Source organism: Mesorhizobium norvegicum, from assembly GCF_004919685.1.
GTDB classification, from domain to species: Bacteria; Pseudomonadota; Alphaproteobacteria; order Rhizobiales; family Rhizobiaceae; genus Mesorhizobium; species Mesorhizobium norvegicum.
On the sequence record NZ_SMYZ01000049.1, the window covers coordinates 1 to 13,783 of the forward strand.

At 62.0% G+C, this 13,783-nt stretch carries 20 protein-coding genes; 10 read left to right on the forward strand and 10 right to left on the reverse strand.

All coding sequences use genetic code 11. The annotated features are described in order from the left end of the window. A partial coding sequence (locus tag FCU66_RS41680; RefSeq protein ID WP_206077139.1) for a hypothetical protein occupies positions 1 to 183 on the reverse strand: 183 nt, incomplete at its 3' end. A 60-nt stretch (positions 184 to 243) separates the two neighbouring features. Between FCU66_RS41680 and FCU66_RS20900 the strand changes: the two genes are divergently transcribed. Continuing rightward, positions 244 to 462, forward strand: coding sequence for a hypothetical protein (locus FCU66_RS20900; RefSeq protein ID WP_246093979.1), 219 nt, complete (start codon positions 244 to 246; stop codon positions 460 to 462). Positions 463 to 476: 14 nt separating this feature from the next. Here FCU66_RS20900 and FCU66_RS20905 read toward each other — a convergent pair whose 3' ends face one another. After that, positions 477 to 683 carry a hypothetical protein gene (locus FCU66_RS20905; protein WP_136619035.1) on the reverse strand — a complete coding sequence of 69 codons (207 nt, stop codon included), beginning with the start codon at positions 681 to 683 and terminating at the stop codon, positions 477 to 479. Further along, positions 680 to 820, reverse strand: a complete 141-nt coding sequence (locus FCU66_RS41215; RefSeq protein WP_168991934.1) for a hypothetical protein — start codon at positions 818 to 820, stop codon at positions 680 to 682. Before FCU66_RS41215 ends, FCU66_RS20905 begins: the two co-directional genes overlap by 4 nt. A gap of 299 nt (positions 821 to 1,119) precedes the next feature. Here FCU66_RS41215 and FCU66_RS42825 point away from each other — a divergent pair, with 299 nt between their 5' ends. From FCU66_RS42825 to FCU66_RS20920, 3 genes are read left to right on the forward strand one after another with little or no spacing between them, the layout of a single operon-like run. After that, complete coding sequence (locus FCU66_RS42825) at positions 1,120 to 1,254, forward strand: helix-turn-helix transcriptional regulator (protein ID WP_425462862.1); 135 nt, start codon at positions 1,120 to 1,122, stop codon at positions 1,252 to 1,254. Continuing rightward, positions 1,251 to 1,451: a hypothetical protein gene (locus tag FCU66_RS20915; protein WP_136619037.1), complete on the forward strand. Its 201-nt coding sequence runs from the start codon at positions 1,251 to 1,253 to the stop codon at positions 1,449 to 1,451. The genes FCU66_RS42825 and FCU66_RS20915 overlap by 4 nt, the downstream gene beginning before the upstream one ends. After that, positions 1,451 to 2,095: a YdaU family protein gene (locus FCU66_RS20920; RefSeq protein WP_136619038.1), complete on the forward strand. Its 645-nt coding sequence runs from the start codon at positions 1,451 to 1,453 to the stop codon at positions 2,093 to 2,095. Before FCU66_RS20915 ends, FCU66_RS20920 begins: the two co-directional genes overlap by 1 nt. A gap of 59 nt (positions 2,096 to 2,154) precedes the next feature. On the opposite strand, the gene FCU66_RS20925 is transcribed toward FCU66_RS20920, so the two are convergent. The 3 genes from FCU66_RS20925 to FCU66_RS41225 all read right to left on the reverse strand — a co-directional run bounded on the left by FCU66_RS20925 (position 2,155) and on the right by FCU66_RS41225 (position 3,736). Next, on the reverse strand, positions 2,155 to 2,475 hold the full coding sequence (locus tag FCU66_RS20925; protein WP_136619039.1) for a hypothetical protein: 321 nt from the start codon (positions 2,473 to 2,475) through the stop codon (positions 2,155 to 2,157). Positions 2,476 to 2,598: 123 nt separating this feature from the next. Continuing rightward, entirely contained in the window at positions 2,599 to 3,033 is a 435-nt protein-coding gene (locus FCU66_RS41220) for a type IV toxin-antitoxin system AbiEi family antitoxin domain-containing protein (RefSeq protein WP_168991935.1), read from the reverse strand. 454 nt (positions 3,034 to 3,487) lie between these two features. Further along, on the reverse strand, positions 3,488 to 3,736 hold the full coding sequence (locus FCU66_RS41225; protein ID WP_168991933.1) for a hypothetical protein: 249 nt from the start codon (positions 3,734 to 3,736) through the stop codon (positions 3,488 to 3,490). Positions 3,737 to 4,024: 288 nt separating this feature from the next. Between FCU66_RS41225 and FCU66_RS42010 the strand changes: the two genes are divergently transcribed. The 3 genes from FCU66_RS42010 to FCU66_RS20945 all read left to right on the forward strand — a co-directional run bounded on the left by FCU66_RS42010 (position 4,025) and on the right by FCU66_RS20945 (position 6,503). Further along, the gene (locus tag FCU66_RS42010; RefSeq protein WP_136619040.1) at positions 4,025 to 4,354 is read left to right on the forward strand and encodes a hypothetical protein; all 330 of its coding nucleotides are present in this window, start codon (positions 4,025 to 4,027) and stop codon (positions 4,352 to 4,354) included. Positions 4,355 to 5,286: 932 nt separating this feature from the next. After that, positions 5,287 to 5,538 (forward strand): hypothetical protein, encoded by a 252-nt coding sequence (locus tag FCU66_RS20940; protein ID WP_136619041.1) that lies wholly within the window; start codon positions 5,287 to 5,289, stop codon positions 5,536 to 5,538. A gap of 533 nt (positions 5,539 to 6,071) precedes the next feature. Further along, entirely contained in the window at positions 6,072 to 6,503 is a 432-nt protein-coding gene (locus FCU66_RS20945; protein WP_136619042.1) for a cupin domain-containing protein, read from the forward strand. Between the two features lie 64 nt (positions 6,504 to 6,567). Here the strand turns inward: FCU66_RS20945 and FCU66_RS20950 are convergent, their stop codons facing one another. Continuing rightward, positions 6,568 to 7,023 carry a carboxymuconolactone decarboxylase family protein gene (locus FCU66_RS20950; RefSeq protein WP_136619043.1) on the reverse strand — a complete coding sequence of 152 codons (456 nt, stop codon included), beginning with the start codon at positions 7,021 to 7,023 and terminating at the stop codon, positions 6,568 to 6,570. Positions 7,024 to 7,295: 272 nt separating this feature from the next. Here FCU66_RS20950 and FCU66_RS20955 point away from each other — a divergent pair, with 272 nt between their 5' ends. The 3 genes from FCU66_RS20955 (at position 7,296) to FCU66_RS20965 (ending at position 9,105) form a co-directional block, all read left to right on the forward strand. Further along, entirely contained in the window at positions 7,296 to 8,054 is a 759-nt protein-coding gene (locus FCU66_RS20955) for a copper homeostasis protein CutC (RefSeq protein WP_136619044.1), read from the forward strand. Continuing rightward, positions 8,051 to 8,548 carry a GNAT family N-acetyltransferase gene (locus FCU66_RS20960; protein WP_136619045.1) on the forward strand — a complete coding sequence of 166 codons (498 nt, stop codon included), beginning with the start codon at positions 8,051 to 8,053 and terminating at the stop codon, positions 8,546 to 8,548. Before FCU66_RS20955 ends, FCU66_RS20960 begins: the two co-directional genes overlap by 4 nt. Before the next feature lie 68 nt (positions 8,549 to 8,616). Beyond that, positions 8,617 to 9,105, forward strand: coding sequence for an SRPBCC family protein (locus FCU66_RS20965; RefSeq protein WP_136619046.1), 489 nt, complete (start codon positions 8,617 to 8,619; stop codon positions 9,103 to 9,105). Positions 9,106 to 9,120: 15 nt separating this feature from the next. Here FCU66_RS20965 and FCU66_RS20970 read toward each other — a convergent pair whose 3' ends face one another. From FCU66_RS20970 to FCU66_RS20980, 3 genes are all read right to left on the reverse strand, one after another. Continuing rightward, positions 9,121 to 10,143, reverse strand: coding sequence for an acyltransferase family protein (locus FCU66_RS20970; protein ID WP_136619047.1), 1,023 nt, complete (start codon positions 10,141 to 10,143; stop codon positions 9,121 to 9,123). A gap of 435 nt (positions 10,144 to 10,578) precedes the next feature. Continuing rightward, positions 10,579 to 11,376: an FAD binding domain-containing protein gene (locus FCU66_RS20975; protein WP_136619048.1), complete on the reverse strand. Its 798-nt coding sequence runs from the start codon at positions 11,374 to 11,376 to the stop codon at positions 10,579 to 10,581. 12 nt (positions 11,377 to 11,388) lie between these two features. Beyond that, positions 11,389 to 13,737 (reverse strand): xanthine dehydrogenase family protein molybdopterin-binding subunit, encoded by a 2,349-nt coding sequence (locus FCU66_RS20980; RefSeq protein WP_136619049.1) that lies wholly within the window; start codon positions 13,735 to 13,737, stop codon positions 11,389 to 11,391. Positions 13,738 to 13,783 lie beyond the last annotated feature (46 nt).

Genomic DNA, 13,783 nt, shown 5'->3' on the forward strand with positions numbered 1-13,783 from the left:
ATGCATCGCGCCGCGAAGCTTGCGATACTGCGGCATCAAGTGGTCCACCACATCGAGCGCACGGATGCCTCGGCAGAGAAGGTCGAGCAAGCGCTGGCCAGGTTTGCTGAAGCAAATCGGCTCGTAGTTGAAAGCCGGGCGCGTCAGGATGCGAGAGACCACTCCCGCAACAGCGTTCGCCACGTCGCCGTGCCCGCAGCCCAAAATTACGGAACGAACCGGTCCGCCATGAGTTAGAAACCCATGGATATCATGGAACCCCACGGCCACGGGATGGCGGCCGATATTTTGACGTCGGAACTCGCCAATGCCAGGGAGCGAATCAACCGCACCGAGCTCGCGCTCGAACGCACACAAGAAATCCTGGCCGAGAATATCGCGTTGCGCGGCCGGATACGAACCGCGGTCGAGGCCGCAGGCGGCTTGGTGAAGATCGATCCCCCCAGCAATCGCGCGGGTTGAACTAGGCCGGCGTCTCAATCGTCGCGCCCTTCCGGGAAGCGCCTCCAGTATTCCCTTTCGAAAGCACTCGCCACCAGGTCAAGCGTGCCAGAGCGAGGCTCGGCATGAACGGCCGCATGCTCGGCCAGGAAGGTGTGCTCGTCGAGCCGCTCGATTGCCTCGGATGCGCATGCGAGCGCCTGGTCGAGCCAGGTGACGACGGGGCGATAGGTGCGCGTCATGCAGCTACAAGCCTTTCGACGTCGGACCAATTGAGTTCGCCGCGAAGCATCCTGTCGACGCACTGGTCGAAGACCTCGCCGCCGGGAAAGGCACCTTGGGCAGATAACCATTGCCCGGCATCGAGCTTGGTCTTCACGACAGGAATAGCTTCTCGCGCGCTACGCTAGAGCGTTGACGTCCTCAGCCCCGGCCGGCCATTGAAAAGCCCGCCACCGTGAGGCAGCGGGCTAAATGCGACAGCGTGTCGTATTTCAGTAGCGGTAGTCGTGCCTATGGTAGTGATGCCTGTAGTGGTAGTGGTGCCTGTGGTGGTGATGCCTGTGGTGATAATAGTACCTGTGATAATACACAGGGCGGTAATACCCACCGCCGTAATAGGGGTCGGCATAATACCCACCACCGTAGTACCCGCTGCCATAGTACTCCCGAAACTATATCGACCGGATGATCAAGGAGGAGCGGTTTCCAAAGCCGGTCTACTTGTCGCCGCGACGTCGCGCATTCGTTGAATCGGAACTGGATGCGTGGATCAAAACCCGCGTCGACCAGCGCGACGGGCTGGCCGCATGACAACCCCCGACCTCAACCCGCCCGAGCACTGGCATTCCGCCGCGATCGACCAGGCCGCCGAATGGCTTGCCACAACACCACCACGGCAGCGGCCGGCGCCGCTCGTGCCGGCGATGCGGGAAATGTTCAACCTATCGCCCGTCGAGGTCTGTGAGGCGATCCGGGAAAGCCATTTGATCAGGGCGAGGGCTTGCTGATGAGCTTGCCATGGATGCCTGTTTTCCCAGGTGACGAGTTGGCGGAAACGTCACATCTGTCGACCGAAGAATACGGCGCCTATGCGCTGTTGAAGATGGCGCTGTGGCAGCACGGGGCGATTGCCGACGATGACGAGCGCCTTTCCAGGATCACCCGGCTCTCGCTTGAGAAATGGCTTGCTGTTCGAGCAATGATTGAGCCGCTGTTCGGTGCGAAATGGACCCATGCGAAGCTTGAACATCACCGCGCTTTGGCTGCAGGCCAGCGCGAAAGGAAGTCCGCAGCCGGCAAGAAAGGCGCTCTCGGCCGCTGGGGTGTCGATGGCAAGGCCAATGGCAACCGCAATGGCACAGCCAATGGCGTTGCCATAGCCAACAATGGCAGTGCCATGCCTTCTGCCAATGGCACAGCCAATGGGGAAGCCAATGGCCTCCAACCCCAGATGAAGAACTCGGCTTATGAAAAGGAAGTGCCTACACACGCACACACCCACGAGCAAGCTGGCATTGAAGGCACGCACCCAGCGCGTGAGCATTTGGCGCGCCGCCTGATCGCTCTATTTGGCGGCGGCATTGATAGCCCGGACGATATCAGGATGGCGCTCGATAGTGCCTCAAACGGCTGGCAGACCAACCATATCTGATAGCCGCCTTGCCAAGGCGAAGCTACAGCCCGCCAGCGCGCGTTTGCCTTGGCCGCTGTCTACACCGCCGAAGCCTCTCGCTCGCTCTGGCGCCTCTGCGTGGCCCGCAGGAAGCGCTCATTGGACGTTGCCCGGAAGAGATCGACCGCGGCTTGCTTCTCCGCTTCCCGCGCTAGCCTGTACACTTCGGGCAAGGGCTTCCAGTCGGCCGGCTTCAGCTTCATGCACCATTGCGGGCGCCGGAAACCCCAGTGCTCGATACCGACGAGATCCGAGCCGTCAAACCAGCAAGACACGTTAAGCTTGGGAAAGTGCAGCACCCTCGCCGCCCACCAGATTTTCTCGATGTCGGCGTCGCCTGGCCCCTCTTTCCAGGGCATCCCGCCGCGGCCCGGTCGCTCGGTGAGTTCGAGCTTGTTGATCCGCGTTTGGACGAAGCGAGTATCGCGCCATGAACGCCAGCAATGCTCCCCTTCGCAAACCGCGGTTTGGCAACCAACTGGTCATGCCGGTTCGCGATCTGTGGCGCGATAGGTTCCGTAGCATACCTTGATGAGCAGCCCCTCGCCGCACATACGGGCCAGATAGCACCGGGGAACTCCGATCTCAGTCAAGTCGCGCGTCCGCACTTCGCCCTTTTCGCGGGCAAATGCGACAGCGCGCTCTCGGAGGGATGGCTTAGGCCCGCCGGCCAATCGGACGCGCTCAGCGCGCTCGCGGTCGCGTTTGCGAATCTCGACGGAGGGCTCTGGCGTAGTTTCGAGGGGGATCGGCAGCTCGTAGTTCGCGGTTTCATTCGGCCCGGGGAGCCAAATCTTTTCAAAGCACTTAGCTAGAAAGCCCTTCCGTCCACACTGCTGGCGGAAATCGTTCAGGGCTACATCTAGGGCTACATCCCAACGAATCGGCAATGAAAAGCCCGCGGTCGGCAGCGACATCACATGTTCGCGATGCTCGGGATGAACGGTGGTCCGAAAAGCGCGCGATGCGACGCCGGGAAGGTTCGCGTCTACTGCCCATTGCCGCAATGAGAGTACACCTTTCGGCGGTAGCCCTTCATGCGGATGCGCTCTGGCTCTTACATTAGAGTGAGCGCATGCTTCGGATCAGCCAGTAGAGCGCCTCCTCGAAGCCAGACTGGTCAGGCCCAGCGGCCACCGCTGCTAGTCCCCCCCTAACGACCCGAGCCGCTGGGCCGCCCCGGTAAAAAATCCGCCTCCGTCATGATGACGCAGGCGGAAACTCGCCGGGCGAAGACCCCAACCACCTCAAAGCCCGGCGAGCCTACAACCTGATCAGGATACGATCAGGGCCGGGATCAACCGGCAAAGGTTGAGGTGCAAGATGGATGCCGGTAATTTTCTGCCGAAATGGGACACCCGCGGGCACCGCTTATTTCGGCTTCGGCGTGATCTCTTCAACGCGCACCTTGTCGCCGATCTGCTTTGCCATCGCCAAGGCCTTGGCTTTGTCCTTCGTGGTCAGGACCGATGCGGCTTCTCGAAGACACTCACGATGTAGGTGGTCGCCGGCTTGTCGGTCATTCTCCTCCTCCTGCCGATGAAAAAGCCCGCGTCTCTGGTAGATGCACCTAATGTCCGTCAAGTCGATTTTGGTCGTTCGATCGACGGTGAGGAACACTCGACGGTTTCACGGGTGGCCGGAGTGCCCGGCAGGGGTTTCGGGATGGTCATTCATGCGCCTCGTGATACCGACGATACCTAAGAGACCTTCGAAATTCGCTCTGGTGATTCATATGATGGTGGTTTCGAGAACCGTAGCACAGCGGACATTTGGTCCGTGAGCAACGGAAGCGCAGAAACGCCATCAGATGGCCACCAGAGTAGAATTTCCAAACGGGCTCTAAGCCTTTTGGAGCGCTATTATCTTCGCAATGAAAGACTAAGGTAAATTAAAAGGAGTGCTGATATGGCTACTGAAAGCACAAAGCCCGAGAATCCGGTTTCGGAGGCTCAAGCGCGCCGTGATTTTCTCAAGACGGCGGGGCGTTTCGCGGCGGTCACGCCGCCGGCCATAACCCTCCTGCTCGGCACAAGCCTAAACTCCACGGCTATCGCCAAGTCTGGCGGATCACCTCAAGGCAATTCTGGCGGATCAACTCCGGGCAACGGAGGGGGAGGCAACGACTTTCACCCCCGCCCTCGCGGCCAAGGCCTCCATTTCGGTGGAGGTCGCTCCGACGGCGACAACTATGGCGGCGGATCGCACGGGGGCTCAAGGTCAGGCGATCCGAACTAGGCGCCCACCAACGCGCGTTCTCGTCGGGCCGCTGTCCTACACCGCCGAAGCGCTCGCCTCAAGCATTGGCAATACAACTGGAAGCCCGGTTCAGGTTGCAACGGATTAACGGATTGTTGACCGCGCTGTCCTATTCTGAGACAGCGCGGTCAAAACCCCAACCTTGACTGTGCAGGCGGCTCCGGCACCCAGCACCCCCGCCCATGTTGGAGCCGCCACGCCACTCTTCCCTCAATATACCAGCAATGGTTGAATCAACCGTTACCGCGCGTGCTTTATAGCGCGCTATCTCAATCGCTTAGAGTTTAATGAAATAGTGGATGCTGCGGCCTATGCGGCCTGCCTGTGCTCCTGATAGTCCCGCGCCAGCGCCATGCATTGATGCGGGACAGCCCTTCCTGCAGATCGAGCCACGGCCCGAAATGATCATGTGGCAATGACGCCTTGGTCGGGGATCAGCCGGCGGCCTATCGCGAGCTTCTGGCCTGCCGACAGACGCTCGCGTGGGATCACCCGAGTATGGCCTGCTCGGCTGCAACGTCCATGTTGGTCGGCGACATCAGGGCGAGATAGGCCCGGTGCACCTCGGCCTGCTTGTCGGCCGCCGGCTTGGCGCATGGTCATGCCGCATCCCAGAGCCAGGACAGCCGGTGTGCCGTCATCGCCGCGAAGGCGCTTGAGGCGAAGCCCCTGCCATTGATTGGGCAGCCGATAGGTGCCTACGCCCTCGATCTCCTCAGCAGCACCCACGACGCCAATCGTTGGTTCCTGCTTATCGGGTCAGGGTTTCCACACCCACTGTCACGATGTTCCGGTTCTTTGATCTTGTTTGGCATAATCCAGTTAACCGGAACGCCGGCCTCTTGTTCTCGTTAGGAAGCCGAAAAACTGAAAGCCAGAGGAACCGGGGGCGTTGAGGAGCGTTCTCTCGCATGCTCAAAAAGATCGCCTTTGCTGCCGTGCTGGTCCAGGTTGCCGCCTTCTCGGCTCTCTTAACTCAGACGGTTCTCTTCGCATCATCCACCGCTACCCAGGCCGCGAGCGTGCAGCCAAGGGCATCCGTTGCGGTCACAGAGAAAGAATGCGCCAAGGCGACGTGGCCAGATATTCCCGATCATTGCCTCAAGCGGATTGAGGCGAGGAAGCTCATCACGACGACCCTAGTGGCGACCGGGCAACAATAAGCCCGCCGTTGCAGGCGTGGATCGATCTTGCAAAGCTTGTGCCGCCCAATCAGCCCTTGCCGGTCGACGCCGGCCATCTCCCTCATCACCAATCCACCCAATTTAAGTCAGCGCGCTGTGCTTGAAAGCACAATGATTCCTGCCACTTGCGGCGTTCGGGTAGTGCGTTTTGGTTGGGCAAGAATTGGCAATGACTTCAGTGAATATGGAATGCCCGCGCTGTCATGGCAGCGGCAGGGTTTTCGACTGTTCCAAATGGTATGCGTCGAGCGGGTATTGCTGCCCGCTGGGGACCCATCGAACCGGTTGCCCCGGAAAAACCATCGCCTGCTCGGGATGTGCCGGCCTGGGGGCGCTGGCAGAGCCCAGGCTCAGTGCCGTCGCATAGTCCTTGAGCGACAGTAGAATCAAGGACACTACCGTCTCTGGGGTCGGTCTGACCAACGACATCCGCCTCGATCGCTTTTCGCCCGAGGCCATGCCTTGCTAGCAACTGGCCGCCGCGCGATGCTGCGCCAAGGTTGGAGGGAATCATGCGAAAAATTCTGATGTCGGGGCTGCTGCTCGCGGCCGCCTTTTCCGCACACCCTGCTTGGGCGCTGGACAGCAGCGGGACGCCCGTCGTGGTGACGCCACTGGCATCACGCACGACGACGGCGTCCGGCCAGCCGATCACGCTGCCGCAGAAGAACGTGCAGGTGCTGGTGTCGACCTATGACATCGCGCCGGGCGCGACCTTGCCGGTCCATAGACACCCCTTCCCGCGCTACGCCTATGTCCAGGCCGGCACGCTGAAGGTCACCAATGTCGAGACCGGCAACAGCAACACCTACAAATCAGGCGATTTCATAATCGAAATGATCGGCCAGTGGCATCAGGCCACCAACATCGGTGATATCGAGGTCAAGCTGCTGGTGATCGATCAGGTCGAGGAAGGCGCCAAGAACACCGAGCTGCGCCAGTAGCGGCCAGGGACGCCATGCGCCGCGCATTCCCGCACCGTCGCGCACGACCACTTGCCCAGGCGCTTCACCCCCAGGCGCCGACCATCTGCCGTGTCGTGGCGTTCAGCCGGTTGAAGGCGTTGATGAGCGCGATCTGGATGACCAGGGCGGCAAGCGCCTTTTCATCATAGTGCCGGGCGGCCTCGTCCCAGACATCGTCAGGCACCGCGTCCGGCCGGTCGGCGAGCCGTGTGCCGGCCTCAGCCAGGGCCAGCGCTGCGCGTTCCGCATCGGTGAAGTAAGGCGTCTCCCGCCATGCCGCCAGGGCAAAGATGCGCTCGTCCTTTTCGCCGGCCTTCTTCAGTTCGCGCGCATGCATATCGACGCAGACGGCGCAGTTGTTGATCTGGCTGGCGCGCAGATGAATGAGCTTGCGCGTGACATAGGGCAATTCGGCCGCCTCGGTCGACTTGTCCAGCGCCAGCAGCGCCTGCACGGATCCGGGAATGAGCACCACCGGGTTTTTGATCCTTGCTTGCATGGTCTTTCTCCTTTGAAGTGTTTCGTCGGGGCGTGTTTTGCCGGCCCGGATGCAGGCATCCGGATCTGTGAGTTGAAGAGATTTCTCGGCTGCTGCGTCGCGCCGCCAGCCAATCCATAACTGACTGGCTATGGGTTACTCATAACTCTATGGTTATGAGAGTGTCAAGCGGAGAAATGTCGCTTGGCCCAAATGGCAGCGCGCTGTTCATGCTTTCGCGCCAACCGGCCCGATGCTAGGGCTGACATCGACATCATGGATAGGATCGCCCCTTGACCAGAGAAACTCGCCTGCCGCTGATCGAAATCTGTGTCGAAGGCATTGACGGCCTGCTGGCAGCAGCAGCTGCCGGCGCCGACCGCGTCGAATTGTGTGCCAGCCTCATTGAAGGCGGTATCACGCCGAGCCTTGGCACGGTGCGCGCCGCCCTCGACCTGGCAAGCGTGCCGTTTCACGTCATGGTGCGGCCGCGCGGCGGCGATTTTCTCTACAGCGAAACCGAATACGCCTCGATGCTCGCCGATGTCTCGGCACTGCGCGATCTCGGCGTGCCCGGCGTGGTGTTTGGCTGCCTGAACGGCGACGGCACCATCGACGAGGCGCGCATGAGCGAACTGACGCAGGCTGCCGGCGCCTTGAACGTCACCTGCCACCGCGCCTTCGACATGACGCGCGACCCGGCCGAGGCGTTGGAAGCATTGATCCGCTGCAAGGTCGGCCGCGTGCTGACCAGCGGCCAGCGCGACACGGCAGTCGAAGGCACTTCACTCCTGGCGGATCTGGTGCGGCAGGCCGGTGACCGCATCGTCATCCTCGGCTGCGGCGGGCTCGATTTGCACAACATCGCGGACGTACGCAGGAAAACCGGGCTGTCCGAAATGCATTTCGCCGCCCTCAAGGATGTGCCGAGCGCCATGCATTACCGCAATCCCCATGTCGGCATGGGCGGCTCCGACCTCGACCGCGAGTATCGCAACACGCTGACCGATACACCCTTGGTGGCGGCGACGATCGCGGCGGCCAAGGCATGAGCGCAGCCCCTGCCCCGATAGCCCATGTATCGGCGGAAGACGAAGCGGCGATCTTGGCGCTGAACAATGAGCATGCCGCCGAACTGTCGTGGCTGGAGCCCGAACGACTGTCCTTCCTGCTTGGCGAAGCATTTTACGCGCGCCGCATTGGTGACCTCGAAGCCTTCATCATGACCTTCGACCAGGACGCCCGCTACGACAGCCCGAATTTCTTGTGGTTCCACGAACGCTACGAGCGCTTCGTCTATGTCGACCGCGTCGTCGTGGCGGCAGGCGCGCGTGGCCGCGGCCATGCCCGCCGGCTCTATCAGGACCTGTTCGGCCATGTTGAGCGCGCCGGGCACACGCTGGTCACCTGCGAGGTCAACACCGACCCGCCGAACCCCGCCTCGGATGCCTTTCACGCCGCCCTCGGCTTCACTGAGGCCGGCGACGCGGTGATCCATGGCGGCAAGAAAGCGGTGCGCTATTACGTCAGGCAGATCACCGCCTGACCCGCAGCGCTGGCCACACAAAGAAGCCAGAGCTAATGTAGGTGTTTCCGCCAACCGGAGGAAACGCGATGCCGAGCAACGTCTTCCGCTTCGACGAAAGCTGGCACATCCCCGAGGGCACGCCGCAGGAAGTGTGGGAGGTGCTCTCGGATGCCGAGTTGCTGCCGCTCTGGTGGGGCGACGTCTACAAGGAAGTGGTGCCGCTCGACAGCAAGGGCAAGGCGACCATCGGTTCGCGTGCAAGAGCCAGGGCTCGCGGCGCCCTGCCCTATGAGCTGAATTTCATCATCGAGGCCGCGGAACTCGAACCCGGCCGGCTGGTGGTGGTGAAAACGCTTGGCGATTTCGACGGGCTGTGGCGGGCGGAATTGTCGCCATCCGGCACCGGCACCCATGTGCAATTGACCTGGCAGGTCACGGTGCTGAGGCCGATCCTCAAATTGCTCGCGCCACTGCTGCGGCCGGCCTTCGCGTGGAACCACCGCTGGACGACGCCGCGCGGCGAAACCGGCCTGCGGCGATATCTTAAGGCGCGGAAAAACAGTCCCTCGGCCTGACGATGCCGGCGCCATTCACCAGTTGCGGTTGAGCCATTCGCGCGCCGGGCGCTCGATGAGGTAGTAGCTGCACAGCGCGCAGGCAAAAACCCCAGCCAGCATCGGGATCGGCGCGCTGCCTTGCTCATAGACGAATTTGTAGAACGGCTGCTGCCACAGATAGAGCGAGTACGACCACAGCCCCAGCGTTGCCATCGGCCAGGAGGACAGCAGTCCGGAAAAATAGCGCGGGCTGAAATCGAGGACATTGACGGCCAGGGCGAGCAGCGGGACGGCGAAGAGATAGTGGATCGGTGTCGGCACCGGATCGAGGAACAGCAGAACGGCGCAGATCGATGCCGCCAGGGCCACGTGCTTGCCCCTCAAGACCGCCGGCAGCCTGCCGTCCGCCTTGAGCAGGCAGATCGAAGCCGACAGCAGGATCGACGCGATATGTACGTCGGTGCGCCAGTAGGTGGTTTCGTAGTCCATCCCAAAGACCCAGTACGAAACCGCGCCGTTGGCCATGGCCAGCAAGGCCAGCGCCAGGAGCAGCACGACGACGCGAGAGCGGCTTGAGACGACGACGCTGATCAGCGCCAGGATGATATAGGCGTGCTCCTCGATGCAGAGCGACCAGATATGGTCGAGCGCCCCTGCCCGCGTCACGAGAATGCCGGCATAATTGTACGTGAATGTCAGCGCCGTCATCGCCGCCTTCCATTTGAAGGCGATGAATGTGCCGGAGAGCGCGATCATCGCCACGACCACGAAGATCAGAAGCGCCGGATAGATGCGGGAAAAGCGGCGCTTGAAGAATTTCTTCAGTGGGTAGCGTTCGATGAACAGGATCTCGCCCATCAGCCGGCCGCTGAGCACGAAGAAGAATTCGACGCCAAGCACGCCGAGATTGATTCCGGGAACGGGAAAGAAATGGCCGATCAGCACCAAGGCGATCGACAGGCCGCGCCAGCCGTCGAGATAGGCCAGTCTTGTTCTGGCGGGTCTGTCGACGGCGGACCGAGATGGAACGGCATGCGTCGCGGAGATGTCGGTCATGCCGATCCTTTCGCATTGGGCATGCGAAAGGGCACGGCGGTACACTCCGAACCCGGCTCGCATTCCCGCCCCAGGTCATATTGCAGTGCAAGATAAATTTGTGCAAGTGCGAGATTGCCGCCGGAACAGTGCCGGGCGAAGTATCGGCCGGAATTGCTTCAAGCAGAGCATTGGCGCGACGGCGATTCCATCAGCAACTGGACGTCGCCACATACGAAAAGGGGCCGCGGAGGCCCCTTTCCTTGTCTGCCATTGATCGTATCAGAAACTGTTTCGAAATTCGCTCTGGTGAGTCATATGGTGGTGGTTTCGAGAACCGGAGCGTAGCGGACATTTGGGTCCGTGAACTCAGTTCTACTGCGTCGACGCAGTAGAACGGGGAAGCGCAGAAAACGCCATCAGATGGCCGCCAGAGTAGAGTTTCCAAACAGTTTCTCAGGCGTTGGCTGCCGCAACCGCGCGTTTGGCCATCACCGCGATCAGATTGGCGCGATAGTCGGCCGAAGCGTGGATGTCGGTCATCAGATTCTTCGCCGGCACTTTCACGCCGTCGAGTGAGGCGGCCGCGAAATTCTTGGCCAATGCGGCCTCGATCTCCTTCGAACGGAAGACGCCGTCGTCGCCGGCGCCGGTGACGGCGACGCTGACGCCATCCTTGCCCTTGGCCACGAACACGCCAACGATGGCGTAGCGCGATGCCGGGTTGCGGAACTTTTCATAGGCCGCCTTGGCTGGCGCGGTGAAGGTGACGGCGGTAACGATTTCGCCATCCTTCAGCGAGGTCTCGAACAGGCCCTTGAAGAACTTGTCGGCCGCGATCTGGCGCTTGTTGGTGACGATGGTGGCGCCCAACGCCAGCAGCGCCGCCGGATAATCGGCCGCCGGATCGTTATTGGCGATCGAGCCGCCGATCGTCCCCTTGTGGCGCACCGCCGGATCGCCGATCAGCGATGCCAGATGGGCAAGCGCCGGACAGGCCTTCTTCAGCTTCTCGTCATTGGCAACGGCGTGATGCGTGGTGGCAGCGCCGATGGTGACGGTCTTGCCCGACACCTTGACGCCCTGCAGCTCCTTGATCCGGGACAGGTCGACTAGGTCTGAAGGCGCGGCGAGCCGCGTCTTCATCGCCGGGATCAGCGTCATGCCGCCCGAAAGCAGCTTGGCGTCACCCGTCTTGATCAGCTTGGCGGCATCGGCGACCGAGGCGGCGCGGTGATAATTGACCGAATACATGCTCGTTCCTCCTCAGTGTTTCGCCGCGCGGATCGCTGCCCACACGGTGGACGGCGAAGCCGGCATGGCAAGCTCGTTGCTGCCGATGGCGTCGGTGATGGCGTTGATCACCGCCGGCGGCGAGCCGATGGCGCCGGCCTCGCCGCAGCCCTTGATGCCGAGCGGATTGCCTGGGCACGGCGTGTTCGAGGTCGAGACCTTGAACGACGGCAGGTCGCTGGCGCGCGGCATGGTGTAGTCCATGTAACTCGCGGTCAGCAGCTGTCCGCTGTTGTCATAGTGGGCGCCTTCGAGCAGCGCCTGGCCGATGCCTTGCGCCAATCCGCCATGCACCTGGCCCTCGACGATCATCGGGTTGATGATGTTGCCGAAATCGTCGGCGGCGACGAACTGGATGATCTCGGTCATGCCGGTTTCCGGATCAACCTCGACCTCACAAATGTAGCAGCCGGCCGGGAAGGTGAAATTCGACGGATCGTAGAACGCCGTCTCCTTCAATCCCGGCTCCATGCCGCCCGGCAGATTGTGGGCGGTGTAGGCGGCGAGCGCCATCTGGAACCACGGCACGTTCTTGTCGGTGCCGGCGACCTTCAGCGCGCCGTTCTCGATGATGATGTCGCCCTCGTCGGCCTCGAGCAGGTGTGCTGCGATCTTCTTGGCCTTGGCCTCGACCTTGTCGAGCGCCTTGACGATGGCCGACATGCCGACCGCACCTGAGCGCGAGCCATAGGTGCCCATGCCCATCTGCACCTTGTCCGTGTCGCCATGCACGATCGAGACGGAATCAAGCGGCACGCCGAAGCGCTCATTGACCAGTTGCGCGAAGGTCGTCTCATGACCCTGGCCGTGACTGTGCGAGCCGGTCAGCACCTCGATCGTGCCGACGGCATTGACGCGCACCTCGGCACTTTCCCAAAGGCCGACACCGGCGCCGAGCGAACCAACCGCCGCTGACGGCGCGATGCCGCAGGCCTCGATGTAGCAGCTCATGCCGATACCGCGCAGCAAGCCCTTCTTGGCGGCGGCGGCCTTGCGCTTGGCAAAGCCGGCATAGTCCGACGCCTTCATCGCCGCGTCGAGCGAAGCCGCGTAGTCGCCGGCGTCATAGCACATGATGACCGGCGTCTGATGCGGGAACGAGGTGACGAAGTTCTTGCGCCGCAACTCGGCCGGCGAGACGCCGAACTGGCGCGCCGCGGTCTCCATCATGCGCTCCATGACGAAGGTCGCTTCCGGCCGCCCTGCCCCGCGATAGGCATCGACGGGCGCTGTGTTGGTGTAGATCGCCTTCACATTGGCGTGGATGGCGGGGATGTTGTACTGGCCCGACAGCAGCGTCGCATAGAGGTAGGTCGGCGTCGCCGACGAGAACAGCGACATGTAGGCGCCGAGATTGGCTTTGGTCTCGACCTTCAGGCCAACAATCCTGTGGTCCTTGTCGAAGGCCATTTCCGCGTGGGTGTGATGGTCGCGGCCATGCGCGTCGGTGAGGAAGCTTTCGGTGCGGTCGGCCACCCATTTGACCGGCACGCCGGTCTTCTTCGACGCCCACAGGCAGACGATCTCTTCGGGATAGATGTAGATCTTCGAGCCGAAGCCGCCGCCGACATCGGGCGCAATCACGCGGAGCTTGTTTTCCGGCGCGACGTTGTAGAAGGCGCTCATCACCAGCCGCGCCACATGCGGGTTCTGCGAGGTCGTCCAGCAGGTGTAGTGATCCTCGGCCTTGTCGTAATGGCCAAGCGCGGCGCGCGGCTCCATGGCGTTGGGCACCAGCCGGTTGTTGATGATGTCCATCTTGACGACATGGGCGGCCTTCTTGAAGGCCGCGGCCGTGTCGTCGGCATTGCCGATGTCCCAGTCGAAGATCAGATTGTTGTCGGCTTCGGGGTGGATCTGCGGCGCGCCCTTGTCCATCGCCTTGGAGGCATCGACGACGGCCTTCAGCTCCTTGTAGGTGATCTCGACCGCCTCGGCGGCATCACGCGCCTGGCCCTTGGTCTCGGCCACGACGACGACCACGGCATCGCCGACATAACGGACCCGGTCGAAAGCGAGTGGCGACCACGCCCCCATCTTCATCGGCGAGCCGTCCTTGGAATGGATCATCCAGCCGCAGATGAGGTTGCCGATGCCGTCGGCCTTGAGTTCCTTGCCGGTCAGCACGCCGATGACGCCGGGCATGGCTTGCGCCTTCTTGACGTCGATCTTCTTGATCTGCGCATGCGCGTGCGGGCTGCGCACGAAGGCGGCATGCTTCATGCCGGGAACCACCATGTCGTCGACATAGCGGCCGGCGCCGGTGATGAACCGCTTGTCTTCCTTGCGCGCGACCCGAGCGCCAACACCTTCAATGCCCATCAGAAATTCCTCCCGAAATGCTGAAATAGCGAATAGTGAGTAGCGA